Source organism: Citrobacter sp. RHBSTW-00671 (assembly GCF_014103415.1).
Classification (GTDB): Bacteria; Pseudomonadota; Gammaproteobacteria; order Enterobacterales; family Enterobacteriaceae; genus Citrobacter.
In genome coordinates this window covers 49,080-72,956 of sequence record NZ_JABXPR010000005.1, presented here as the reverse complement: position 1 = coordinate 72,956, position 23,877 = coordinate 49,080, and the positions used below count along the sequence as shown (strand labels likewise).

35 protein-coding genes and 1 pseudogene are annotated in these 23,877 nt (G+C 53.0%); 5 read left to right on the top strand and 31 right to left on the bottom strand.

The window, feature by feature from the left end:
* Nucleotides 1-10: 10 nt before the first annotated feature.
* The 10 genes from traV to traM all read right to left on the bottom strand — a co-directional run bounded on the left by traV (nucleotide 11) and on the right by traM (nucleotide 6,085).
* On the bottom strand, nucleotides 11-625 hold the full coding sequence (gene traV, locus HV261_RS26555) for a type IV conjugative transfer system lipoprotein TraV (RefSeq protein WP_202039846.1): 615 nt from the start codon (nucleotides 623-625) through the stop codon (nucleotides 11-13).
* A 110-nt stretch (nucleotides 626-735) separates the two neighbouring features.
* A complete protein-coding gene (locus HV261_RS26550) occupies nucleotides 736-960 on the bottom strand; it encodes a TraR/DksA C4-type zinc finger protein (RefSeq protein WP_008455352.1) in 225 nt (74 codons plus the stop codon).
* A 110-nt stretch (nucleotides 961-1,070) separates the two neighbouring features.
* Complete coding sequence (gene traB / locus HV261_RS26545; RefSeq protein WP_202039845.1) at nucleotides 1,071-2,432, bottom strand: F-type conjugal transfer pilus assembly protein TraB; 1,362 nt, start codon at nucleotides 2,430-2,432, stop codon at nucleotides 1,071-1,073.
* Nucleotides 2,419-3,159, bottom strand: a complete 741-nt coding sequence (gene traK / locus HV261_RS26540; RefSeq protein WP_079825283.1) for a type-F conjugative transfer system secretin TraK — start codon at nucleotides 3,157-3,159, stop codon at nucleotides 2,419-2,421. The genes traB and traK overlap by 14 nt, the downstream gene beginning before the upstream one ends.
* On the bottom strand, nucleotides 3,149-3,712 hold the full coding sequence (traE, locus tag HV261_RS26535) for a type IV conjugative transfer system protein TraE (RefSeq protein WP_001535119.1): 564 nt from the start codon (nucleotides 3,710-3,712) through the stop codon (nucleotides 3,149-3,151). The genes traK and traE overlap by 11 nt, the downstream gene beginning before the upstream one ends.
* 19 nt (nucleotides 3,713-3,731) lie before the next feature.
* Complete coding sequence (gene traL, locus HV261_RS26530) at nucleotides 3,732-4,037, bottom strand: type IV conjugative transfer system protein TraL (protein ID WP_000398849.1); 306 nt, start codon at nucleotides 4,035-4,037, stop codon at nucleotides 3,732-3,734.
* A 1-nt stretch (nucleotide 4,038) separates the two neighbouring features.
* Entirely contained in the window at nucleotides 4,039-4,398 is a 360-nt protein-coding gene (traA, locus tag HV261_RS26525) for a type IV conjugative transfer system pilin TraA (protein WP_001054221.1), read from the bottom strand.
* Nucleotides 4,399-4,514: 116 nt separating this feature from the next.
* Nucleotides 4,515-4,748, bottom strand: a complete 234-nt coding sequence (locus HV261_RS26520) for a TraY domain-containing protein (protein ID WP_000662610.1) — start codon at nucleotides 4,746-4,748, stop codon at nucleotides 4,515-4,517.
* 205 nt (nucleotides 4,749-4,953) lie between these two features.
* A complete protein-coding gene (locus tag HV261_RS26515; RefSeq protein WP_202039844.1) occupies nucleotides 4,954-5,403 on the bottom strand; it encodes a helix-turn-helix domain-containing protein in 450 nt (149 codons plus the stop codon).
* A gap of 298 nt (nucleotides 5,404-5,701) precedes the next feature.
* Complete coding sequence (gene traM / locus HV261_RS26510; protein ID WP_015062650.1) at nucleotides 5,702-6,085, bottom strand: conjugal transfer relaxosome DNA-binding protein TraM; 384 nt, start codon at nucleotides 6,083-6,085, stop codon at nucleotides 5,702-5,704.
* A 468-nt stretch (nucleotides 6,086-6,553) separates the two neighbouring features.
* Between traM and HV261_RS26505 the strand changes: the two genes are divergently transcribed.
* Entirely contained in the window at nucleotides 6,554-7,009 is a 456-nt protein-coding gene (locus tag HV261_RS26505) for a transglycosylase SLT domain-containing protein (protein ID WP_202039843.1), read from the top strand.
* A gap of 10 nt (nucleotides 7,010-7,019) precedes the next feature.
* Here the strand turns inward: HV261_RS26505 and HV261_RS26500 are convergent.
* The 13 genes and pseudogenes from HV261_RS26500 to HV261_RS26440 all read right to left on the bottom strand — a co-directional run bounded on the left by HV261_RS26500 (nucleotide 7,020) and on the right by HV261_RS26440 (nucleotide 16,184).
* Nucleotides 7,020-7,606 (bottom strand): annotated as a pseudogene (locus tag HV261_RS26500) (antirestriction protein).
* A 590-nt stretch (nucleotides 7,607-8,196) separates the two neighbouring features.
* Nucleotides 8,197-9,030: an N-6 DNA methylase gene (locus HV261_RS26495; RefSeq protein ID WP_042005171.1), complete on the bottom strand. Its 834-nt coding sequence runs from the start codon at nucleotides 9,028-9,030 to the stop codon at nucleotides 8,197-8,199.
* A 46-nt stretch (nucleotides 9,031-9,076) separates the two neighbouring features.
* Nucleotides 9,077-9,223, bottom strand: coding sequence for a hypothetical protein (locus tag HV261_RS26490; protein ID WP_001159046.1), 147 nt, complete (start codon nucleotides 9,221-9,223; stop codon nucleotides 9,077-9,079).
* A 94-nt stretch (nucleotides 9,224-9,317) separates the two neighbouring features.
* On the bottom strand, nucleotides 9,318-9,665 hold the full coding sequence (locus HV261_RS26485; protein WP_202039841.1) for a hypothetical protein: 348 nt from the start codon (nucleotides 9,663-9,665) through the stop codon (nucleotides 9,318-9,320).
* A gap of 54 nt (nucleotides 9,666-9,719) precedes the next feature.
* The gene (locus HV261_RS26480; protein WP_202039840.1) at nucleotides 9,720-10,043 is read right to left on the bottom strand and encodes a hypothetical protein; all 324 of its coding nucleotides are present in this window, start codon (nucleotides 10,041-10,043) and stop codon (nucleotides 9,720-9,722) included.
* Nucleotides 10,044-10,063: 20 nt separating this feature from the next.
* Nucleotides 10,064-10,222: a hypothetical protein gene (locus HV261_RS26475; RefSeq protein ID WP_231592907.1), complete on the bottom strand. Its 159-nt coding sequence runs from the start codon at nucleotides 10,220-10,222 to the stop codon at nucleotides 10,064-10,066.
* Nucleotides 10,223-10,951: 729 nt separating this feature from the next.
* Nucleotides 10,952-11,326: a hypothetical protein gene (locus HV261_RS26470; protein WP_202039838.1), complete on the bottom strand. Its 375-nt coding sequence runs from the start codon at nucleotides 11,324-11,326 to the stop codon at nucleotides 10,952-10,954.
* Between the two features lie 354 nt (nucleotides 11,327-11,680).
* Nucleotides 11,681-12,034 carry a theronine dehydrogenase gene (locus HV261_RS26465; protein ID WP_202039837.1) on the bottom strand — a complete coding sequence of 118 codons (354 nt, stop codon included), beginning with the start codon at nucleotides 12,032-12,034 and terminating at the stop codon, nucleotides 11,681-11,683.
* Complete coding sequence (locus HV261_RS26460; protein ID WP_202039836.1) at nucleotides 12,031-12,759, bottom strand: plasmid SOS inhibition protein A; 729 nt, start codon at nucleotides 12,757-12,759, stop codon at nucleotides 12,031-12,033. Before HV261_RS26460 ends, HV261_RS26465 begins: the two co-directional genes overlap by 4 nt.
* Entirely contained in the window at nucleotides 12,756-13,190 is a 435-nt protein-coding gene (gene psiB / locus HV261_RS26455) for a conjugation system SOS inhibitor PsiB (protein ID WP_202039835.1), read from the bottom strand. The genes HV261_RS26460 and psiB overlap by 4 nt, the downstream gene beginning before the upstream one ends.
* Nucleotides 13,191-13,230: 40 nt before the next feature.
* A complete protein-coding gene (locus HV261_RS26450) occupies nucleotides 13,231-15,264 on the bottom strand; it encodes a ParB/RepB/Spo0J family partition protein (protein ID WP_202039834.1) in 2,034 nt (677 codons plus the stop codon).
* A gap of 70 nt (nucleotides 15,265-15,334) precedes the next feature.
* Entirely contained in the window at nucleotides 15,335-15,577 is a 243-nt protein-coding gene (locus HV261_RS26445; RefSeq protein ID WP_202039833.1) for a DUF905 domain-containing protein, read from the bottom strand.
* 52 nt (nucleotides 15,578-15,629) lie between these two features.
* Complete coding sequence (locus tag HV261_RS26440; RefSeq protein ID WP_202039832.1) at nucleotides 15,630-16,184, bottom strand: single-stranded DNA-binding protein; 555 nt, start codon at nucleotides 16,182-16,184, stop codon at nucleotides 15,630-15,632.
* A gap of 330 nt (nucleotides 16,185-16,514) precedes the next feature.
* Between HV261_RS26440 and HV261_RS28065 the strand changes: the two genes are divergently transcribed.
* Complete coding sequence (locus tag HV261_RS28065; RefSeq protein WP_059356368.1) at nucleotides 16,515-16,736, top strand: hypothetical protein; 222 nt, start codon at nucleotides 16,515-16,517, stop codon at nucleotides 16,734-16,736.
* Nucleotides 16,737-16,839: 103 nt separating this feature from the next.
* Here the strand turns inward: HV261_RS28065 and HV261_RS26430 are convergent, their stop codons facing one another.
* The 8 genes from HV261_RS26430 to HV261_RS26395 all read right to left on the bottom strand — a co-directional run bounded on the left by HV261_RS26430 (nucleotide 16,840) and on the right by HV261_RS26395 (nucleotide 20,969).
* The gene (locus tag HV261_RS26430) at nucleotides 16,840-17,181 is read right to left on the bottom strand and encodes a hypothetical protein (protein WP_202039831.1); all 342 of its coding nucleotides are present in this window, start codon (nucleotides 17,179-17,181) and stop codon (nucleotides 16,840-16,842) included.
* A gap of 34 nt (nucleotides 17,182-17,215) precedes the next feature.
* Nucleotides 17,216-17,470, bottom strand: coding sequence for a DNA polymerase III subunit theta (locus tag HV261_RS26425; RefSeq protein ID WP_181008689.1), 255 nt, complete (start codon nucleotides 17,468-17,470; stop codon nucleotides 17,216-17,218).
* 192 nt (nucleotides 17,471-17,662) lie between these two features.
* The gene (locus HV261_RS26420) at nucleotides 17,663-17,854 is read right to left on the bottom strand and encodes a hypothetical protein (protein ID WP_015059779.1); all 192 of its coding nucleotides are present in this window, start codon (nucleotides 17,852-17,854) and stop codon (nucleotides 17,663-17,665) included.
* A 42-nt stretch (nucleotides 17,855-17,896) separates the two neighbouring features.
* The gene (locus HV261_RS26415) at nucleotides 17,897-18,403 is read right to left on the bottom strand and encodes an antirestriction protein ArdA (RefSeq protein WP_015062672.1); all 507 of its coding nucleotides are present in this window, start codon (nucleotides 18,401-18,403) and stop codon (nucleotides 17,897-17,899) included.
* Nucleotides 18,404-18,807: 404 nt separating this feature from the next.
* The gene (locus HV261_RS26410; RefSeq protein WP_042005159.1) at nucleotides 18,808-19,587 is read right to left on the bottom strand and encodes a YubG family protein; all 780 of its coding nucleotides are present in this window, start codon (nucleotides 19,585-19,587) and stop codon (nucleotides 18,808-18,810) included.
* Nucleotides 19,588-19,640: 53 nt separating this feature from the next.
* Entirely contained in the window at nucleotides 19,641-20,060 is a 420-nt protein-coding gene (locus HV261_RS26405) for a DUF1380 family protein (protein WP_079826286.1), read from the bottom strand.
* Nucleotides 20,061-20,070: 10 nt separating this feature from the next.
* Nucleotides 20,071-20,292 carry a YubE family protein gene (locus tag HV261_RS26400; protein ID WP_001104890.1) on the bottom strand — a complete coding sequence of 74 codons (222 nt, stop codon included), beginning with the start codon at nucleotides 20,290-20,292 and terminating at the stop codon, nucleotides 20,071-20,073.
* On the bottom strand, nucleotides 20,292-20,969 hold the full coding sequence (locus HV261_RS26395; protein WP_079951814.1) for a DNA methylase: 678 nt from the start codon (nucleotides 20,967-20,969) through the stop codon (nucleotides 20,292-20,294). The genes HV261_RS26400 and HV261_RS26395 overlap by 1 nt, the downstream gene beginning before the upstream one ends.
* 359 nt (nucleotides 20,970-21,328) lie before the next feature.
* On the opposite strand from HV261_RS26395, the gene HV261_RS26390 reads away from it, so the two are divergent.
* The 3 genes from HV261_RS26390 (at nucleotide 21,329) to HV261_RS26380 (ending at nucleotide 23,876) form a co-directional block, all read left to right on the top strand.
* The gene (locus HV261_RS26390; protein ID WP_202039830.1) at nucleotides 21,329-22,000 is read left to right on the top strand and encodes an SOS response-associated peptidase family protein; all 672 of its coding nucleotides are present in this window, start codon (nucleotides 21,329-21,331) and stop codon (nucleotides 21,998-22,000) included.
* A gap of 179 nt (nucleotides 22,001-22,179) precedes the next feature.
* Entirely contained in the window at nucleotides 22,180-22,602 is a 423-nt protein-coding gene (locus HV261_RS26385; protein WP_022652242.1) for a translesion error-prone DNA polymerase V autoproteolytic subunit, read from the top strand.
* Complete coding sequence (locus HV261_RS26380) at nucleotides 22,602-23,876, top strand: Y-family DNA polymerase (protein ID WP_202039883.1); 1,275 nt, start codon at nucleotides 22,602-22,604, stop codon at nucleotides 23,874-23,876. The genes HV261_RS26385 and HV261_RS26380 overlap by 1 nt, the downstream gene beginning before the upstream one ends.
* The last annotated feature ends 1 nt before the right edge of the window (nucleotide 23,877 follow it).

Sequence of the window (23,877 nt, the reverse complement as noted above, 5' to 3'; positions counted from 1 at the left end):
CCGAAACTCCTTAATTTACCCGGGCCGGAAGAACCCAGTCGGCAGGACTGACCACAAATGACACCCGGCCGGGCTGATGGAAGGCGTTATCGCTGTCCACCCAGGGCGCAATCCAGACCGTGGCTATCTGGTCCTGGCTGCGTTGTGGGTGCACAGAGCCGGGATTGTCACAACGCACGTTCTGGCATGACAGTGTCGGTGTGACCACAGAGACGACCGGACGGTAAGCCACTGATGACGGGGTGGTTGTGACCGACGTTCCGGCAACCGGACGGGGCGTCAGTGTTGACGTTGCCGTGTTTGTGTTTACACCTGCGGACGTGCCTGCAGATACGGTGGGCGTGGTGCTGACGGTCCGCGTGCCGGAAGGGGGACTGACGGCGGAACGGGATGCTGACGGGCCCCCCACCGCAGAGGTGGCCGGTAAATTAACCAGGGAAGGCAGTCCGCCCGCAGCCGGCTTTCCCGCCTGTTTTGCCGCCTTATCGCGGGCCAGTTGATTAGCCTTTGTCATGGTCATACAGGTATCAGACGTTGTGGCATCGCAGTCGAAACTGCTTTTGACACCGGCACAACCGGATAACAGCAGGGCGCTGCCTGCCAGCAAAAGTGTGATTTTTTTCATTGATGTTTCCTGAACAATTATGCGCTGAAGGGTCTGGCTGGGAGTGTCGTGGTTTTACCGCTACCGGTTTTCCCCACGCCCATCACATTGGCTTTTCTGCTTCCCATCCTTCACCTCTGATAATTTTTTTCCCGAATTTCCAGTACCCGCTGACACTCAGTGCAGGTACGCACGCCAGGTATCGCTTTCTGGCGCCGTTCCTGAATACGGTTTCCACAACATTCACACCGGGTAAGGCTTTCGCCTTTAACACTTAACTGTTGTCTGACCGCCTGAATGTGCAGCCTGTGAATCAGGTCTTCCTGCTCCTGCAACTGGTCCAGTACGTCTGCCATCACTCTTTCCTGTGTATGCTGCCCGGACACGCTACCGCCCATCCCTTTCTCGTCTTCCAGGGCACTAACTATTCCGGATTGTGTTGTTGTGGCCGGTTTCCCGGCCCCGTTTACTGTGTGACGACCTGTCCGGTCGTCGGATCAACGGTGTCCCCTACCCTGAAGTCCTGTAGCTGCTTCAGCATGTCCGGGGTGTTACCTGGCATGGCAGCAGGCGTGGATGAGGCAGGAGGCTGATTTTGTTTCTTACGTGCAGCCGCTTTCGCGCGCGCTTCTTCCAGTGTTTCGAGCTGGAAACCGTCCTGGAAAACCAGCGTGACTTCATTGCCCGCACCGATTGGAATGACGGGGTGGTACTGTTCGGCGCGTTTGATGTAGTAATCAGAGAGTGTTTTGGCCGCAGAACTGACACCACCGCCGAGCCCTGCCTGGCCGATATCGCCGGCGCTCATGCTGGCAGTTGCGCCGACACCCACGGTAGTGGAGGAGGCTTTCTCAATGCCCTTGCCGATCCCGTCCAGGAAGCCCGCGCCCCCGGCATACAGCAGGATCTGGCCGTTACGCATAACCACTTCGCCCTTGATGCCGTTCTTGCCCATAAAGGACACATGACCGGCAATCTTCTGGTCGATGTCGTCATCACCCAGCTTGCAACTGATTGAGCGACTACGAACGATGGCTCGTTCACTGGAAACATCCCCCCATGCCTCCAGGGTCACAAAGCAACCCGTCAGATCGAACTCTTCATCGTTAGGCATCTGAACTTTGCCGGTGAGACGCAGCTGCATCGGGGCGGTATTTTTATCGCCGGTAACGGACGCATTGGCATCAGCCCCTTCCACCACGATCGCTTCAGCAAAACTGCCGGAAGAAATCCACGGGAAACGGGGCTTTTTAGGCCCGGTATCCGGCAGACTAAATTCCTGACTGTCCATCATTCCTGGACGCTGAATGGGGGTCATCACCGGCGCAGCCGGGGCCTGTCCGCCGCCTGCTGGCCAGAAACTGGTCGGGGGTGGAACATTACCCGCGGGTGCAGGTTTCCCCTGAGAGGCCAGCGCCCCCGGCAGAGGTTCGGCACTGAGAGAGTCAAAATTCTTCCCGGCCTCAAGCTGTGTCTGCAGCAACTGGTTCTGGTCTTCCAGTTCACGAATGCGATCCTGACTGCCTTTAAGGTCGCGACTGACAAGCCCCATTTCGGTACGCAGTTTTTTAATCTCTGTCTGCGTTTCCTTATTAAGCCGCTGGGCTTCCGCGATGGCAGAACGCTGGACTTTGTTATCAAATGACTGATTGACCACACCGGTCATATCCGGCGCGGGTTCTCCTTTTGGCGCTTTTGCGGGCGGCGCTTTCTTCAGGTTCATCTCTGAGACCATCCATGTCCCGGCACCGCCAGCACCAATCCCCAGCACAAGAGCTATAAGCAGGGCAACCTGACGACGGCGGACGACTTTATTAACGTTGGCCATCTTCACCCTCCCCGTTTCCACGGATAACGGTGACGGTCATTCTTCCTCCGCCAATCAGAGTCTGTGCGTTGTTATCAAACATCACGGCACGCACCCCGGGCTTCCAGAAGTCCTGCTCCCGCAGCGCCACCCCCCAGGTATTGGCATTACGCAGCTCATAACGATCGGCACGCAGCTGGTCGCCCGCCCAGGCTTTCAGGGGGGTAACAGAAAAACCACCGGGGAGACGAATACCGTCAGAAAGAGGTTTTACTTCGCCGTAGCCATCAGGTATGTCGCCCGTCAGCACGGCACGGTTAAGGCTGATGAGCAGCTTTTCGTAAGCCTGAGCGGTTTCCCATTTACGGGTTTCAGGCCGTGAGGGCGGTTCTGCGCTCATCAGTCGATAGACGCGACCTTCTCCTTTCACCGGAGTAGCCACGACAGAGAAGGTCTGGCCCAGCGCAGTTTCTACAAAAATCGTGAAAGTCCGGGTGGCCACCGAGGTGAACAGCACACCGCCAGCCGTTGTCAGTCGCTTGTCTGCCAGCATTCCCCCAGGCGCTGTGATGGCGGTGACTTTGTCTCCTGGGATAAAAATCATGTTGGGATCGGTATTGCTGATACTCAGCCGGAACTGGCCGCCCTGTGGCAGGCTTATTGTGGCAGGTGACTGTGCCTGCGCAGCCGGGGGCATAACAACCATCATGGCTGTACCAAACAAAAACGCCGGAAGGTTATTTTTCATTCGTCACCTCATAGAACCGACCGATACGGGTAAAGCCTCCGGTGTACTTCAGACGAAGCCGGTAGGTTTTTATTTCCGTGGAAGGCCTGGAGTTACCAATCCACATTTTCAGCACGCCACGCACATCGATGCGGCCGTCAACGGGATAGACATTGATTTCTGTGGTGTAGAACGTGGAATTCACATCATTGGCTTTAATCTGTGCAGCCTCTTCCTGGAGGACTTTTTTAAATTCCTCCCGGGCCTCTGGTTCGACAAAAGACATCAGAAAAGCGTGGTTGGAATCGACCGTTTCAGGCGAGACATTGAGACGCAGGGCCAGGAAGGACAGCGTCATCATCCGGAAATACTCGGTATCGGCTTTCGTTTCGGATACCACAAAAGGAGCGTTGTAGGTCATCGGTGTGACGACTGTACGTTGCTCGTGGATGAGTGCTCTGTTGGTCACAGCCAGCCATGCCACGGCAAAGCCCAGAATAAAGACCAGTGTCGTGAGCGACAGAATAATAACGGCAATAATTTTGGTGGATGAATTACGAGCGCTAATTTCCATAATATGGCCCTGCGGTAATTTATTTTATCCATTTCCTGAAACTGGAATCGGGAATAACGCGGTAGACAACCCGGAATAATTCAGTAGGCAGATACCAGTAACACCAGTTGTATAACCAGCGGGAGCTTTTTCCGCGTTTCGCCGCCCTGATCAGTTGCCAGATAACTGCCGCAATAATCAGACTGAATAAATATTTCTTGGTGAAAAATCCCCACAGCAAAACAACCGCTGCGGGGATAGCTTCATCAAGGGGCAGTCCAATAATACGGTTCTGCTCTGACAGGGTTTTCGGGAAACGGTATTTGTCTAAATCGTTTCCCTCCATATCAGTTGATGAAGGTAAGACCGACGGTAGTGAAGACGATAACCACAACCAGGCCCAGCAGGATCAAGAGGTTCTTGGTGCGGATATACATCGCCACACCGACAATCAGTTCGGCGATGATGATACACATCATGACGAATGAGTCGGCACCGAAGGTGGCTTTCACATCATCCTTGCCCCCGGCCAGCAGGTCGGTTGCATTGGCCATCTGTCCCACACCGAGTAACAGCAGCGGAGACAGCGCGGCCAGACGGGACAGCGCTTTTTTACTGGTCACACCACGCCATGCCATCTGGCAGTACTGCCATGCACGGTTTTTTACAGACGCGGGGAGGCCGCCTTTTGATAAGGATAAATTCATAGAAACTCCATTTATATTATTTACAAAACAACCCAGAGCGGTATTGACGGGTTAAGTCAATCCGGCACAGAACCATCAGATAAGACCAATGATTCTGAAACAGAAAACTTAACGTATTAATCCACTTTTTTTTCAATATACTGTTCTTCAGCAGGTACGAGAGAAAATCTGCGTAAATGATCCTCCAGTCTTAATTCAGCTTCTCTTTTTTTACTCCTCCCACTCTTGAGTGCACTCTCCATTAATAGTTCATCAATGGCTTCATCCAGACTACAGCTAATATTCACTTTCTTGCCAATTAACCCACCAATGTCAATTAGCTTTCTGATATTAGATTTTGGCTCCTTCATCTCTCGCTACCTGTTTTAATTTGCGATAGGGATATTAGATAGAGTCAATTTCCTCCATTCAAGGGTTTGGGGTAAATTTATTTTTCATCGAAAAAACAACATATTATTTTTCAAAAGGTGAGTTAATTCACAAAATCGACGAAATAAAGATTGAGCTAAATCAAAAAAACAAGCTCCAATAAGCACTCAGATAAACACTTAAAACTTACAAAAAAACTGTAATCTTCATGAAAAAAAGCATCCTGAGAGACTCCAAATCTTCAATGCCAAGGTTGTTCCTGATTTTAATTAGCTCATCATATATATCACATCGATATATATCAAAACGCCGGGCAATTGTTGACCTTTTTGGATAGAAGGAAAATGCAGACAGAATATTTATCTGTTCTGATGTTAACTCTGGAAAAACTCTCTCAAAGTTAACAAACTTATTTATTACTATGAAGTAAAGCTCAAAGTCGCTCTCAACACCCATTTTTTGCCTGCAACTCTTCAAATGCTTAATGATTACATCAGGCTTACGATTCTGATAATCAGCAACCATCTGAACATTCATCATCTGACAGTATAAAACTAACGTTTCAAACTCTTTATCTGTCAAAGATGGAAAATGATTACGTTCATACATAAAACGTGCCGGGTCAACAACAGGCATCCACGCCTCCTGAAAAAAGACAAAAGAATCCCACAAGCAATGAACAGGTCCATTGCAATTTTTAATACATGGTGGAGTTATTTATCATTGCTGGCTTTTAAATTTTTCACACCCTCATTTGACTTAGATAAATTAATAATAGCGACCAGACGTTTCAAATCCACCAGAACATTCAAAGAGCCAGATTTATGTGACGTGAGTCGCTAACGCGAATGTAAAGATTCCATATTTTTAAAGAGACCCAAAAAAAAAGCCGGAATCAGGGAAATGATTCCGGCTTTTAGAAATGAAACCAGGTTCACTCCTGATCATCCTCATCATCAGGGAAAAATATACTGACCTGCTCTCTGGCAAACTTATCAATAGCGGGTTTGATAACGGCGTAATCAAAATTACCGCTGGCAATCGACTCCTGGTTTAAGACGCTCATTTTTAGAATTTCTGTACACATAGCACGTACCCGCGAAACGTTTTCCAGCATGAGTTTGTTGTACTCCATCTGATTAAAGCCCCCCTCTCTCTTTTCCTGCTGAATCATATAGACGCGCAGGCCCAGTTCCAGCAGCATTGAAGAAACATTGGAAAGCGATGCTTCTTCTATACCTTCCTGTTTCCTGATGGTAACGAGATCGGTGATCTGTTCATAAACATTATTGTTCACATAAGTCTGTATTTTTGGCATTTCAAAAACCTTATTAGAAATTTAAATTTATCTGATTATCAAGAGTCACATGTGAATCGGCCATTTATTTTATTAGAGTCAGCATGGATTCACCAACTTCATACAGGCGAATCTGTTATACCGAAATTAAGGATTCGAATCCAGATTCGAATCCTTTAATTTGTCTTAATTTAGTGGTCTGATTCGTAGATGAATCTGGATTCAACTCCTTTACGATTCACTAAAGATTTGCATGTGAATCTAGTATCTATATCGGACATAGAATAACGATAAAAATATTAACCTAAAACACTGAAATAAAATGATAATCATGCAAAATTAAATCTTGCGACGGGTGTGGGGCTTTGATGTTAAGGAGCAGGCATACAGAAATATGCTGGCCGGGCAGGATTCCGTATTTACGGGCATTGCCGTTTTTTATGAAAAATGGCACTCTGGCTAAAGAGAAGAGAATGAGGAATAGCTGACGTGAGGAAAACTCTGATTACTGGGCTACTGGCGATAACATTTTCTGTTAATGCGCAGGACTGTTTTGAAATGGCGGGCAGGGATTATAGGATCGAGCCGGATCTGTTACGGGCGGTTTCGTTCCGTGAGTCGTCCTGGCGTGATAACGCGCTCAACGTTGTATCACAGAGCGAATATGCTGTCGGTAAGATGCAAATACACTCACAAAATTTTTCGCATCTGGCTCAGTTCGGGATCACTCCCCAACAACTTTATACTGACAGTTGCCTTAACATTTACACTGGCGCTTACTACCTTGCCATTGCTTTTAAACGCTGGGGATACTCATGGCGGGCTGTAGGGGCTTATAATGCAGGATTTCGTGAAACGGAAGTACAGGAGAAAAAGCGCCAGCAATATGCAAAAGAAATTCAGGCAATTTATGTTGCCATCAAAAAAAATGCGCCACCAGAGTGACGCAATTGTTTTAATCGATAGCCCGCCATATCAATCCACGTTCCGGATGTTGAATAAGACTGACATAATCCTTCAGGGCATCCTGACGGGCGACAAGATATTTACAGACTTTCGCATATTCAGCCCCCATATCGGCTGCCTGCCAGGACAGCCAGTTCATTATCATCAACGTTGCAATAATTCCGGCAGCATCGGCACTGACCTCTGATTCAAAATAATTACCAGGAATGCACATGTTATATCGTTGTTCTCCTGCAGGTGCGATATATCCGGTTTGTGTAGTAGTGAAGATAATTTTGTTCGGTGCCACATTTCCACCAACACCCTGCGGAATGATCCAGTAGTTCCAGAAACCGCCATCATAATCTGAATGCTGGCGTAACCAGCTGGCGATCATATTGTCTGCGGTTGGTGTAAAAAAGAGGGCAGGGATGAAATCAAGTCGTTCATTATCATCGATTACACAATCGCGCTGGAATTTATCTGTTTTAAATTGTTCGGCTGATTCACGAGTGGCGGTTTTGACGTTAATTGTGTGCATTCTGGTTTTCTCCTTATGGATTTATTAAATCGTTCGACTTCATCACTGAGCGGCAAAGGGCAATGAGCAGCTGCCAGGAATAAATAAAAGGGCGCGCAGCGTTTATATACCCTTTTATTTATTCCTGACTGATGCTAAAAGCAGCCCTCCGCGAATTGATGAAATCGGGCGATATATACTCAGGGAGAATGCACACAATCCGGAACGGAAAATCGGCGCGAGACGAATTACCGTTCCGGCCATTAAAGTGGCGGGAATTTATTACCGCCACGGTTCAGGCGGCGCATCCTTAAAGGATGCAGCAAGCGGCATTTTGATGTTGCGACAGCCTGGGATGGAAACCCGCTGCCCCGCAGGGGCCGGGCAGAGACAGCGCAGCTGGCTCGGTGCGAAGCATGACAGCCCCGGTTCCCGTCAGGGAAGTCGCCCGGTTTGATATTTATTATTTTATATACAATGAATAAATACCAAAAGAGACAAACAGAATAATTCCGGATGAGAGGTGACAGGCAGGAATAAATAATAATATGACAATTACGCGCCTGAGTAATATGTGCGGCGCGTAGCGCAGCAGGTATTACTCTGCGCCGCAGGCGCGCGGCCTTTAACAGCAGTCGGGCAGGTTATCCCCTGCCCTTCTGGTTACTTACGCGGCATCCGATAGTCCGCGCATAAATGCCAGCATAACCCTGTGTCGGTTCAGGTCCGTCAGACGTTTTTCAAAGTCGTTGAAGTAATACACTGGCGTATACCGCACCCGGTTAAACTGCATAGTGAGTGTGTTACCCGTCACCACTTCCGCAGCAATACCCAGCAGTGACAACTGGATAAAAGCCATATCAGCCGCCACAGGATCGATATCGATGCAACTGCCGAACATGTGCCAGGAAGGATTGATATCTGCTTCAAGCAGACACTCGGCATAAGCAATCAGCATTCCCGCCGCACCACTGGCGGGGTCACTGACTGTCACTATTCCTTCCCGCCGGATGGTGTCCTGAATTCCCGGCATCAGCAGGCGCGCCATCAGGCACTGTACGGAATAGGGGGTAAAATACTGCCCGCGAAAATTATCTCCGAGTTCAAGCTCCATGAAAATCGCGCCGAGAAAATCATGAAATTTTGCCTCCAGCGCACACACCATCAGGCTGAACATTTCGTTCATGTTCTCAATATCGGCGGTGGTGTAGCGATCGCAAATTTTCCGACAGTGCGCCATACTCTCCGGCGTTCTTATCCGGGCCATATCCAGCTCACTGGCTGCCAGCGCCAGAAAATCGCTGAACACTTCCCAGCGCCGAAGATGGCAGCCTGTGGACCTGAACACGCTGATAAAGCGGCTCCGGCTGTACTGTGCACTCATCAGCCTGTGAACAGACGGGAAATACCCGTTACCCGCCTGCGCATCCTGAGTGACACAACAACCGCCAGCGCTCTCTCTGGCCATATCAAAGACATCGACAAAATTCAGTTGTGACATGAAAATCTCCTGTAATGCCGTCCCCGAAGGGACGGCAGGTTTCACATCACGCGAGGCCGAGGCCAGCGTATACCACTGTCATGAACTGCTGCCAGTACTCCAGTTTTAAGGCCGGAACACGGGCGCGTTTACCACTGCGCAGGGCATTTACAAAAGCGTTCGCCTGTGCGACGATTTGCGGGTCAAATTGCATGGTTTAATCTCCATGTTGATTTTGCGTATGCCGGATGCAAACTTTTGCGGGTGTGTCATCCGGCGTGGAATGAGCAGGCTTATGCCTGCTTTTTTCATTTCTGGCTCTTGTCTGATACCTCCTTAACGCGGGCCAGAATTTCCGCGTGGTCAAGGTTGCTGTAGTCACGCATCCGGTAATAACGGATACCGATTCGTGCATAAATTTCGGTCACGTTGCCGCAGATCATTTCTGCCAGCATGAAGGTTTCGCACTCACCGTTCTCACTGCTTCGCCAGTTCATCGGATACATCAGCCCCAGCGCATCATGGAAAGCGTGTACGTCGATTTCAGCAGGGGCTTTCACCGCCGCCTGTTCACGCCTCAGCCAGTAGGCCCGCTCAGCCTCAGCGGTGGTCTGCATCCCCGGCACAGCGGAAGATTCAGTCAGGTGTAAATGCATGTTGTTCTCCTTCTGTTAAAAAGGGCCAGCACACCGCTGCCCCCGATTCATGGATCAGTAATCTGCCGCCAGTTCGTTCATCAGATCGTCACATTCACCCTGTGCGCGTTCTTCCTCTGCCAGTGTCAGCATGTAGCCTCTTTTCGCCGCTGTGCCGATAAATACAGGACGGTCTTTCAGTGGCAGTTCTGCCAGGTAATTCATGGCCATACCTAACAGACGGGACTCATAAATCTCGTAGTGCAGGCCACAGCCACGATTGGCCTGTTTTTCCATGCGAGCCAACACCACATCTGCGCGAATAACGTCGAACGCGTTACGGGAATAGATATTGCGAACAAAACCATCAGTACGCAGATTCATATTTCTACGGTTCATAACAGTTCTCCTTCAGTGGGTTAATTCACACCTAAACGCTGGAACATATCTGCGATAATGTTCCGCCGTGCATATGACGCACCAACTGCCTTCAAATCAGCCAGGACGTTAAATGCATAGCTGGCGTCCTGTCCGTGGAATGCCAGTACCTTTGCAGCAATAGGTTCAGCGCCGGACATAACCCATCTTTCGGAAGATTCTTTGGTGGCGGTTTTGACCTTGACGTTCTGTGTGTTCATTCTGCTTTTCCTCTTGTCTGGTGGTTAATCCATCTCTCGGTGAGTTCCCTGGCGGCAAAGGGCAAAGGAGCAACGACGTACGGAGGAAGGAAAGGGGCGGAGACAAAAGTTTTTGCGGTCCCAGGCAAAAAGTTTTGGCGGAGTTTATATACCCCTTGGATGACGACACGGCGGTGCTACGACCAGCCCTCCGCCCGGGGACTTAACGTGAGATGGCTCACCAGATGTATGAGAAGAGGATGAACACACCCGACACGGCGGAACGGCGTGGCGTCACTTGAATGCCGGCGGCTTTATCGCCGGCACGGTGAAAAGCGGCGCATCCGTTTACGGATGCAGCAAGCGTGGTGTTGACGTTGCGACAGCCTGGGATGGAAACCCGCTGCCCCGAAGGGGCCGGGCCGGGACAGCACTGCTGGCCCGGTGCGAAGCATGACAGCCCCGGTTCCCGAAGGGAAGTCGCCCTCAGTCATGGCCTGTAACCCCATCCGACAGCAGGCAAATTTGAAAAAGTAATCCAGACAACAGCCATCACAATTGGCAGAGTCCGTTCTTACAGGGAGATACTCACCCGGGTATGACAAAGAATGAAGGTTAAAAAAAAGAGCAGTCGTGCCGCAGGCACCACTGCTCTTTTACTTTCCTGCCCTCATTCTGGCGAATTATTTGTTACCTTTGCCTCCAGGATATCCAGGCACTAACCAGAATCACAATACCGCTCAGCAATGCCAGATTTGGCAGAAGGATGTCAAAAGCGCTGGTGAAAACTTCATCGGGGTTATGATTCCCCCAGAATTCCAGCTTGTATCCGATACCCCAGAAAAAAAACGCCAGACCTGAAGCCACAATTCCCCACTTAATGAGAAACAAGAGCGCGTTGTCCAGCATCCCTGGAGGATCTCGCCAGGTAATAACTATCGCTATAAGAGCACAGATCCCAGCGCCGACATAATGCTCAGTGCTTCCGAACATTTCCGGCGCGGCAAAGTGCATGACCAGCGCAAACAAGCCATTTAGCAGAACAACCAGTATCCAGTATCTCATATATAAATTGCCTCTTTTAAGTTCCCTCTTGTCCCCTGCTGACTGTATATCGTGAAGGAAATATATCGATCATTCATGTGATATTACTGATTAACAGGCTTATCAGTCTTTACCTCAACACAGCGAACCAGGCTTACCCGAGGGAAATTAAGGTCAAATCCCCGGGGTTTAGTAATACTTTCGCTGAACTTATTGCAAACATCCATATTAGGCATAGGGGTTACGTTCCAGCTACTGCCACCGTGTACAGATGAAGCGATAACGAGATAAACAAATACGTGAGTCATAGTCTTTCCTTACCAAAAGTGTTTTAACAGATGTAAATCCGTTGTCTGACCATACTGCTCATAACCTTCAGCATGACTCCCCTCCTTTGGGAGGCATATTCATGGTTTTTCCCTGAAAATATGCAGGTCGTTCTTCCATTTCCCGTTCGATGAATTCATCAGCAAACAACGGTGCAATCCGGTTCACGCGACGTTCCAGATTCCGCCGACGGGCAGCCGCTTTACGTTCATCACTCCAGCGCCTGATCTGCCTCTCATCCAGGAAATCCACACACACCGCATACCCGGCCCCTGCTACCCAGCGGGCCATCACCGATTCCGGGGCGGGCTGCCCGGCCTCCACCACTTCCGATACCAGTTCATGCGCACCCGGACACGGTCTGTGCGGCAGCTTCCAGCGCAGCGAGTAACGCCACTTCATACATGGCTCCTGTGCGTCAGTTTGTTGGGGACCATCCAGCGCTCCATTTGTCTGACCGGTTCCGGGCTTTCTTTTGCGAGAACATCAGATTCCACCATCACACTCCAGAAGGGCTGATTCGCCATCATCCAGCGTTCCATTGGTGCCAGCGACGGAAAACGCTCACTCCAGCGCCAGAACATTTCCTCCAGGTCGTACTGGTGCACTTCAGTACCGGACCAGCGGGCGCTCCAGCTACTGACCGTTTCTGGGGTATGAAAAGCCAGCTCAATTTCCGCCTGTCCCGCCAGCGCCTGATACGCCGTTTCGCGCTGGCACGCCTCCTTCCGGCGCTGGCGGGTGTATTTTTCAGCCCCCAGTTCACTGTGCCGGCGGGTACGCTCCTGCATCTGAAACTTTGTTTCCGGGAAAAGTCGCCAGCCATCCGACAGCGACAGGGGTAGCCAGCAACATGCGCCCCGGCTTTCAATCAGCCGGTCAATCGCCGCCAGCCAGTCCCGCTTATTTCCCCGCAGGGACTGTCCTGTCAGCCCCGGAGAGAACCAGCCGATATCCTTTACAGTGACACGCTTACTGCCGTTCAGGATGCGGAAAAAGGTGCGGGCATAGGGAAATTCAGCGACACAGATACCGCGCTCGTACTTTGCTTCCACCTCTGCGATGGCCTGCATCACCGCACGACGCTCATGACTCAGAGGGACCAGTGACAGGTTTGCCGGGATCATAATGCCCCCTCCATCGCCAGAACGCTGATGATACTGGCCTGACTGTAACCATCGGCATCGAGGCGGGCGACGAGACTCAACGTGTGGCTGATAACCTCCGGCGACCAGGCTGTCAGTGTGCGGATGACAGAGAAAGGACGACCACTGGCAGGAATAAACACCACCATCCAGGATGGGCTGATATCACCGGGACTGCACACTGCCAGGCTGAAATTGCCGTGGGATGGCGTGAAACGGATCTGCACCGGGAAAAAACCGCCGAACTCGCTACGGTATTCGCCGTTCATATCCCAATTAGCCGGACAGTCAAGGTCACGCATCACGGCATGGGTCAGTTCGCGACGAAAATCTTCTCCACCTTCCCGCCAGTCTTCGAATTCCTGGGGGATCATGGTTTTCAGTACATCGGGGGTAATAATGTTACGCATCATGTTCTCCTTACTGCCGCCCCCGAAGGGGCGGCCTCCGTTATCAGGCTGCATCAGGAATGTTGTTGTGAGCCACAGGCGGGACGTCAGTGGCGGTAGCATCAGAAGCGTTATTTGCTGCTTCAGCATCCGGCGTTTTTGCATCAGGGGCGCGCATCCAGACAGGCACCCACTGAGGACAGTGACGGGCCATCATGGTTTCAGCCAGGTCCGCTGCGTCAGATTTCTTCATTTTCAGCGCATCGCTGGCGGCCCCGGTCAAACCGTTCTCACTGAGGATTTGAACAATCTGTGGCTTTTTCAGGTAGTCGAAGAAATTGTTCTTCGTCGGCTGCCACCATTCATACAGATTGAAATCAACAGCACATTCAACACCATCAAGATCACTGCGCGTCGTATGTCCCATCGTTCTGGTCTGCACTCCATCGACAGAACAGGCCGTACAGAAGACCATCAGGGACATCAGCGTCTTTCCGTCAAGGGTAAAAAAGGTAGTGAAATCCTTTTTCCAGCCTTCCGGCAACAGCGCCTCCAGACGGGCTTTTTCCTGCATAAGGGACTGCCATGCTTTTCCCTCTTCACCGGACGGGGCTTCACTGACCAGACGGTTGTGATGCACCTCCAGACGCATAACGAAGGGATCACGAGTCGTGTTGCAAGAATCGAAAACGCAGGTACACAGACGCCAGACCATCAGAGCTACCGTTTTCTCTGGCTTCTGTACCAGCGCAGCCTGAAGGGCCAGCGTACGTTCAGAGGACATCTTCGTCAGCAGAGGCAGACTGATTTCGTCAACGGGTTCGGGCTGGCGCTTATATACCGGAACCTGAGCAGGTTCGTCTTCCGTTTCAGACTGTTCACGCAGGAAAATCCCGCGCTGGACACAGATTTCACAATCACGCCATGACACCACCACGCCGGACTGTGCGCGCATTTCCGGCGTCCATGCCCGGAGCTGTGCCGCGCATTCGATGGCCTCCATCTCTGACTGCATCGCGTCGGTTTCATCGCTGGCGGTCTGGTTCTCGTCATACTGATCCTGCAATTCATCCATGCGCTGCTGTTCCTGCTCCGTGTAAACCGCATCAGGCTCATCCTGAATACGATAGACCGCGCTGTCCTCGCCGTGAGAACTGACGGCGTCCAGACGTCCGGAGGCCCATGCCCAGCCCTCAGCCTCTTTCAGGCACTCCGCAACCACCTGGAGTTTTTCCAGCAGGGCCGTATCCAGCGCCAGTTTGTCCACAAAACAACCCTGTTCGTCACTGAACAGGTCAGCGCGGATTTCATCGCCGGAGAATGCCTTTTCCCCTACAAATGCGTACTTGCTGTTGTTGAGGGTGGAAACCTGGCTGTCGGTGATCAGATTACGTATCACACGCACTTCCGGTTTATTGTTCCAACTCTGACGACACGCAGCCTCATACACCTGCACCTGACGGTCGGGATTATCTTCCAGCGCCAGCGCCTGACAGTGTTCGGTGGTTATTTTGTCCTCTGCCAGTGCCTGAAGAAGAACCGGAGCCAGTCCTGCGAGCCTGAGCATGCGCTGGACGTGCTTCACACCGTAGCCCAGCAGGTCCCCGATTTGCGCTGGTGTTTTCCCTTCTTCTGCCAGAGAACGGAATCCGGCGATCTGCTCGGCAGGGTGCATTGTCTTGTGTCTGCCGTTTTCAGTCAGGGAGATAGCCCTCGCCAGTTCGCGGGGAACCACTTTGCAGGAGATCCATTCGTGATCGGGGTCGACCTTCCCTTCTTCAACCAGCAAACCGATGGCTTTGGTACGCCCACCGCCGCATACCACTTCCAGCCGACCATCATCACATTCCACGACCACGATGTTATGGATTTGCCCGACCGCGAAAATACTGTCGGCATAACCCCTGATTTCTTCCGGCGTGTGCGGGATAAGACGGCAGTTGAGATCCCCGATAAACAGGCGGGACCATGCGGTGTAACTGACAGGGGCACTGTCCAGTACGGCAACCAGGACGTCTGACTGAGCATCTGCTTTACGCGTTGACGCTTTGGGGCTGGCTTTTTTAACCTTTTTTGCTTTAGACTCGGTTACTGACATAGTTGATACTCCTCACAGATATTGATTACTGTCCGGCCCTGCGGAGTGGCTGCTCCGGCAGGGCACCTTTTTACTGCTGTTTACGGATGCCGTAGTCCCGGATATAACGGTTCATCAGGTGCTCACCACCCGGCTCAAAATTCCATACCCGCCATACCATTTCGCCGTTCTGACGAACCACCAGGCGAAAGTGCGTTCCCTGATCGTCTTCAATCGCGACATTCTGATACTGAGCTACGACCGCTTTAGCCTGTTCGCGAGTGAATGTGCCATCTGGCAGTGACTGAAGGGGCGGTATAACGCTGCTGGTCATGTCTTTCTCCTTTTCCTGCCCCGCAGGTTGCGGGGCGTTTTCATCATGCAGGTCAAAATGGGGCATCATCATCCATAGGCGGATAATCGTCCGGTAACGGCTGCGGCACCTGCTGAGACGGTGCGGCGCTCTGACGGGGTTTTCTGCCGCCTTTTTTCGGGGATTTTTCAGGGGAGCCAGCAGGTTGTGCCGGAGCGGCAGGACTCTGCGGTTGTGCGGGTTGCTGCGGAGCCGTGTTCTGTGGCTGACCGCCGTCACGACGACCGCCCAGCATCTGCATGGTGCCGTTCTGTCCGACAACGATTTCAGTGACATAGCGCGTTACGCCGCTGTCGTCCTGCCAGTTGCGGGTACGTAACTGCCCTTCGACGTACACCTGAGCGCCCTTGCGCAGATACTCGCTGGCCACTTCCGCGAGCTTGCCAAACAGCACCACGCGATGCCATTCGGTGTTTTCGCGCATCTCTCCGGTTTGTTTATCGCGCCAGGACTCAGAGGTGGCGAGGCTGAGATTAGCGACCGCGCCGCCATTGGGCATATAACGGACTTCCGGGTCCTGGCCCAGATTACCCACGATGGTGACTTTGTTGATGCCGCGTACTGTCATGATGAATCTCCTTCCGTTTGTTTTGCTTTTAAAAACCATCACCCGTTGAGTTGCCGGGGCCGCGGTTTTGACGTTTTGCGGGGACCTGCTGAACGCGCCCGCTGGTTGTTACCTTCACCCGTTTGAGAGCCGTTCGCCGCAAGGGCGTAAACCAGCGCGGGCGATGGCGGATGTCCAGGGCGCGGTTTACCGCGTGCCATTTACCCTGGACAGCTGACAGCGACTGTGCTTGTCTCAGCCCCGGCGAAAGGACTCAAAAGGGTGAAAAAACCAGGCAAGGAATGAGCAGGAACCCGCCGCAACGACGGAAAGCGCGGGCGCGAAACGGCGTTGCGCCTTACATCCCGGCGTCAGTTTGCCGGGGTGCAGAAAGCGCAGGATACGGCGCGTAAAAAGGGCGGCGTGACCGGAACGGTCGCAGCAAGCCTGCCGTTGACGTTGCGACAGCCTGGGATGGAAACCCGCTGCCCCGAAGGGGCCGGGCAGAGACAGCGCAGCTGGCTCGGTGCGAAGCATGACAGCCCCGGTTCCCGTCAGGGAAGTCGCCCGTAGTGAAAACGGGAACGGGAGGATAAGAATGGATTACATGCGGCTTAGTGGGAAACCTCGCCAACAGGGCGGGGAGCAGTCACGAGATGGCTGACAATTATCCGGCTTAATACCTGCCGGGAACATCAGGAGCGAAAATGCTTTTCTTTTCTTTTCTGTACTGCACAACGCTGTACCAGGCCGAAGCCAGGAAAGCAAAAACGGTGATCAGCACTCTTAATTCGTCCCCCGGCTCCTTCCCCTTCAGCATCAACGTTATGATGATGCCGGCAACGATAATCCATGCAACGCCACTCCAGAGACGCAGTTTATCCGCCGCGACATTAATCAGGATAAAAGCAACGGCCAGGATTCCCCCCCACAGAGCCGGTACAGGCTGAAACGGAATAAACAACAGGTTAATACCGGTTAAAAGAGTCACGGCTGCAAACATCAGAGACATACGCATAAAATTTCCTCCCTGGACACTCTGACTATACGGATCACTTCTGCTGCTCATCTCCGGGTTTATTATATTCGGGCGCATTTGCGCGCGGCAGCTGCTGACTGTTCTGCCGATGAACGTCAAGCCGTTCACGGAAATACTGGCGAAGATGTTCAGGCTGTTCCCGTTCAACAATCTCAGGCACCACAGGCTTGTTCATCCGTTCCTGCCAGGCAACGGCAGCGGCGGCTTTATCGACCGAGACCTTATCCTGCTCTTCTTTTGAGAAAGAGGCGATATTCCACTTTGACATATGCATCACCGGTCTGCTTTACAGGAAGATATCCCGGATAATACGCGCATTCCAGGGCTTCAGCGACTGACAACGGAGAGGAGAGTGCGCGGCGCCGGAGGCGCGGCGAAGTTTCTCTCCGGCAGGCGCAGCCTGCCCGGGTTTTCGCGCGGGCTGACAGGCGCCCTCCGGCCCGGACGCCTGCCATCATACTTACTGGCCTTTTCCACCCTGTAAGATGAAATGACCGCCGATGTACACGGCACACTGACAGGTCATGTATTCGCAGATTTCATCCATCACCTGCGCGGTGGTCAGTTCCCGCTGACCGGCATCACGGCGGCGGGCATTAATCAGGGCTTTGTACTGTCGCAGGATCTCACGGCTTTGTGGTGCAAGTTTCATATGTTTTCTCCTTAACCGGCGGGTTTCCCCGCCGGACATTAATCAGTTGCTGAAGACATAGCCGTCATGGAACACATAGCCGCTGCTGAACAGGTCACGCGCCCAGGCTTCAAAATCGAAATAACTGCGCAACGGCTCCGGCACCTCATTCAACAGGCCGTTGTCCTCAACCATCTCCCGCGCAAAGTCCTCCTCGCTTTCCGCCTCGCCCCGGTACGCATCATCAAACGCGTCATAATCACACTCGCCGGTATACTCCGCCCAGGCGATAAAAGCGGCTTCCCTGCCCTCTTCTTCGGCGCGTTTGTAAGCGGCGATAAAATCCCAGTCAATGGAGCATTCAGAGACGAACTGCGACGGGATACCTTCCCAGTCCTGAAACATAAACTCGGCATCCCATTCATCGGCATGCAGCGCCTGACAGGCCTCGTAAAAATCCTCCCTGCCGTCAAATTCCGTCAGATCAAACCATTTGCCGAAAATGCTGCCGCAGTTGTATTTGTGATACGTGCCCACGTAAACAGCGGGTGTGGTGGTCGTAGTGCTCATAAAAAATCCTCCCTAGTCGATGTCGTCTGAGTTCCGGCTTACGCCGTGCCGACACGACAGCCGGGCGAAAAGCGGAGGATGCAAGGGCGTCACCGAAGCCGCAGCGCAGTAAAAAAGCAGGAGCAGGCTGGACGGTTTGACGGCGAAAACTGAGCCGGAAAACGACGGGAAGACGGCGGATAACGTATGAAATAAACTGCGACCGGGTGAAGGTGACGGCGTTTACGCTTCCCTTGCATCAGCCGCGGCCCGGCTACAGTAGAGGCACGGCGTTTGCCGCAGGCCGCACGGGACGTAACTCACTGCGAAGCCGGAACAACGTGGAGGAAGAGCCATAAAAGCGGAGCCGGCGACATCCTTATCCTTCGTGCCAGATTCAGGGGGCCGCCGCCCCCTGCTGTTCGCTACACTGGCCGTATTGCTGACAGGGCATTGCGGACAAGACTGATTTCTGCACGCGCTTCTGCCATGACCTCATGTAAAAGGGTTAAATCCATCCACCGGCGCGGAGGCTCGCCCGGAATACGCAGCACATCGCACATCTGGCCACATGCCAGGATTTGATCCACTTTGTCGCTGATAACAAAGAACTCAACGCTGCTGTAGCGTGCCCCTTTGTTCAGGATGGCATCGAGCACCACCGGCAAATTGTCATCATCGTCCAGCCAGCAGGGCATATCATTTTCCTTCACAACCAGACGGAAATTTCGGGTCTGGCGATAAAACAGCGTTTCCCCGCGCGTGTTCAGTGCCGCCTTTATCCGGCGCGCATCCTCCCATACCTGCCGGGATACATCCCGCACGGCGCGGGACAGGCAATCCGTTACAGCCTGAATCTCCGGCTCCGTCAGCCATTCCCCGGCCCAGGGGAAAGCTATCTGTGTTCCGTCCTCCGGAAGCTGCGGCGCGTCAGCATAGCGGCTGCCGGATAAAATAATCTGCGCTGGCGTCCCGGCTATTTTTGTCATGGCTCTTTGCAGCTCTGCGGGTACGTCACCGGTACAAAGCAAAGGAAGCAGTTGAACAATATTTGCCGCATCCAGACGGACATAAATGCTTATCCAGCCCGGTTTATTGACCGGATCACGCTGATCAACATCGGTATGGTCAGGCCATCCATAATCAGCAATCAAATCGCGCGCACGGCGCATAACAAGGGCGTTTAACGTGGTGGTTTCCTGCATAATGGGTTCCTCTGAACGGGGTCAGTACACGCCGCCCGGGCGGCGTGTTGATTTCATTTTTTCAGTAAGGCGCGAACTTTCGCCGCATCAGCCAGGCGACGGGTAACGCTTTCCGGGACCGGATGATTGCTGTCACGGGCGGTCCATTCCCTGTGCCATAACGCCTGTTCGGCAGTGGTCAGCAGGGTTTCAAGCAGGTCCGCCGGCACCATCACCGCCGGAACTGCCTCTTTCACCTGTTCAATAAGATCCATCACCGCACCGGCAGACACGCCCGACTCAAGCCGTTGTTCCTCCGGAATGGCATCCATACGCGCCAGTACCGCCCTTGTGTCCTGCTCCGAAACGGCATATTCCATTCCGTCGGCCAGTGCTTCGATATCCGCCGGGGACCAGATAATGAGGTTCAGCGGGGTTTCTGCGGGATACTGCTCACGCAACAACCGGCAGAGGGTTTCACAGGTTCCGTACATGTTTTTCTCCTTAGTCCTTAAAGCAGGCATCCAGCTCAAGAATTTCGTTGTATGCCGCCATAAACAGGGCATTGATGCGAAAAAGGGTCTGACGGGTCAGGCGTTCGGCCAGCACATCGGAATCAAAGCGATAGCGGTGCTCCATACCATTCAGCGCCGCACGCAGGTCACACATGCTGTTGGCGACTTCCGCCACTTCTGCGCGGAGTTTTTCGTGTCCTGCATAGTTCATTACGCGGCCTCCGGGAACTCGTCGTTAGCGGCCGGGTACTGCATGGCACGCCGGACGGCGGCCAGACGTTGCTGTCCGGCCCGGTGATACTGCTCCAGCAATTCAATACCGATGTAACGACGGCCAGCCCGGAGGGCGGCCACGCAGGTGGAGCCACTGCCGGCAAAGGGGTCGAGCACAATCGCGCCGGGATGTGTGAAGGACTCGATCAGCGGTTGCAGGCTGGTTACGGGTTTTTCTGTCGGGTGGTGCCGGTTGCCGCTGTATTTCCAGCCCAGCACGTCCGGCAGCGGGTTTTGTGGCAGACGTGGACGGCCTTTTGCAAGGATGTAGGCGCATTCGTGGCGATAGCCCACGTATGCGGCCTTCGATGTGTAGGTTTTGGTAAACACCAGGTGGCCGACAACGCTGAATCCCGCATTTTTCCAGGCAGCCATAAAGCGATCGACGCGGTTCCAGCCGTAGAAGCTCACCATCAGCGTGTCTTTTTTCAGCACGCGATACATCTCATGGCAGGCGGGTTGCAGCCATTCATCGGTTTTATCGCCGGCGATGGTACGCCCCTGACGGTCACGAAAACCGACGAGATATGGCGGGTCGGTGAGAATGAAATCGACAGCATTATCCGGAAAGCCGGACATGATATGGACGCAATTACCCTGGATAAATCGGGACATGGTAGTTCTCCTTTCTCAAATGCGGCGCCAGTTACGCCGTGCCGATACGACAGCCGGGCGAAAAGCGGAGAATGCAGGGGCGGTGCCGCAAGCCGCAGCGCAGTGAAAAAGCCCACGCTGGCTGGACGGTTTGACGGCGAAAATTGAGACGGAAAACGACGGGAAGACAGCGGGTAATGCCTTTGAAATTAACTGCGACCGGGTGAGGACACCGGCGGAGCGAACCCTTGCATTCGAAGCGGCCCGGCTACAGTAGCGGCACGGCGGCCACAGGATGGCAGGAACCTCAAATACGGCCTATGTTCAGAACTGAAGAAAACAAAGATTTCGCATGCGAAATCTTCACCGGAGCAATGCTAATGTGCGGTCGGTTTACGCAATACAACTCCCGCGAGGAGTACCTGTCCTTTCTCGGAGAAGAAGCAGAACGGAATATACCGTATGATCCGGAGCCCGTCGGCCGCTACAACGTTGCGCCCGGAACCCAGGTATTGCTGCTGAGTGAACGCCGCTCGCAGCTGCATCTCGATCCTGTTCACTGGGGTTATGCCCCGGAGTGGTGGAACAAGCCCGCTCTCATCAACGCCAGAAGTGAAACTGCGGCCAGCAGCCGGATGTTCAGGCCACTCTGGGAGCACGGACGGACCATTGTCTTTGCCGACGGCTGGTTCGAGTGGAAACAGCAAAACGGCGTTAAACAGCCATTTTTCATTTACCGTAAGGACGGAAATCCACTCCTGCTCGCAGCCATAGGGAAACCACCCTTTGAGAACGGCAATGACCACGAAGGATTCCTGATCGTCACGGCAACTGCGGATGAGGGGCTGCTGGATATTCACGATCGGCGACCGCTCGTGTACTCACCGGCTGCCGCACGGGAATGGCTTAGCGAAAACACTACCGGTAAAGAGGCAGAAGACATTGCCCGTGAGGGCAGTCTTTCCGCCGAAGATTTCACATGGCACCCCGTCAGCCGGGCTGTTGGCAATCCGGGGAACCAGGGCCGGGAACTGATAGAGCCACTGGCTTAGCAGACGGTGAGATACCCGGCATCCACTCACAGGGTTATGCACCGTTTCTGTGGATAACCCAGAGCCTGTTTTATCCGCCAGAACAATGACCTGGCAGGAGCAGGTAAAATTCTTCTTGCAGGACGGGAAATATCTTAAATAATACTGTATATAAAAACAGGTATTTTAAGAGGTATGCCATGTTACTTTTTGTCGCCCCCGAACAGGAGCCGGTGCCGTCCACTGCCCCGCTGTTCACCGAACGTTGCCCGGCGGGTTTTCCGTCGCCGGCCGCCGATTACACGGAGGAGGAACTGGACCTGAATGCCTATTGCATCCGGCGTCCGGCTGCAACGTTCTTCGTCAGGGCTATCGGGGATTCGATGAAAGAGATGGGCCTGCATTCCGGCGACCTGATGGTGGTCGACAAAGCCGAAAAGCCGCTGCAGGGTGACATTGTCATCGCGGAGACTGATGGCGAATTCACAGTTAAACGCCTGCAGCTGACACCCCGTATCGCCCTGCTGCCGATGAACCCGGCCTATCCCACTCTCTATCCGGAAGACCTGCAGATTTTTGGGGTGGTGACAGCCTTCATACACAAAACACGGGGCATGGACTGATGTACGCGCTTGCTGACGTGAATTCGTTCTATGCCAGCTGCGAAAAGGTTTTTCGCCCTGACCTGCGAAACAAACCCGTCGTCGTTCTCTCAAATAACGATGGCTGCGTCATTGCGAGAAGTCCTGAAGCGAAGCGGCTGGGTATCAAAATGGGGGTACCGTGGCTTCAGCTGAAGTCGATGAAATTTCCGGAGCCGGTTATCGCGTTCTCCAGTAATTACGCCCTCTACGCATCAATGTCGAACAGGGTCATGGTTCACCTGGAAGAGCTGGCGCCGCGCGTGGAGCAGTACAGCATCGACGAGATGTTTCTGGACATTCGCGGTATAGACAGCTGCATCGATTTCGAGGATTTCGGCCGGCAGCTGCGTGAGCACGTTCGTTCCGGCACAGGGCTAACCATCGGCGTCGGAATGGGACCGACCAAAACGCTGGCTAAAAGCGCACAATGGGCGTCGAAAGAGTGGCCACAGTTTGGTGGCGTGCTGGCGTTAACGCCAGACAATATCCGCCGTACGGAAAAACTGCTGTCACTGCAGCCGGTGGAGGAAATCTGGGGGGTTGGCCGCAGGATCTCAAAGAAGCTGAGCACAATGGGGATAACAACTGCACTGCAGCTGGCGCGCGCGAACCCTGTATTTATCAGGAAAAACTTCAATGTAGTTCTGGAGAGAACGGTCCGGGAACTCAATGGAGAAAGCTGTATTTCCCTGGAGGAAGCACCTCCCCCCAAACAGCAGATAGTCTGCAGCAGGAGCTTTGGGGAGCGTGTCACGACGTATGAAGCCATGCGACAGGCAGTCTGTCAGTACGCTGAGCGTGCAGCTGAAAAGCTGCGCGGAGAGCGTCAGTTCTGCAGGCATATTGCCGTGTTTGTGAAAACATCGCCGTTCGCCGTAAATGAGCCCTACTACGGTAATCTGGCCAGTGAAAAACTACTCATCCCCACGCAGGACACACGGGACATCATTGCCGCTGTCGTCAGAGCTCTGGACAGGGTCTGGCTGGATGGTCACCGTTACGCAAAGGCAGGCTGTATGCTGAACGATTTCACGCCAACCGGGGTATCGCAGCTGAATTTGTTTGATGAAGTACAGCCGCGGGAACGGAGCGAGCAGCTGATGCAAGTCCTGGATGGTATTAACCATTCCGGTCTGGGGAAAGTGTGGTTTGCGGGACGTGGGATTGCGCCTGACTGGCAGATGAAACGAGAAATGCTTTCCCCTGCGTACACAACGCGCTGGAATGATCTTCCGGTGGCAATGATAAGATGAT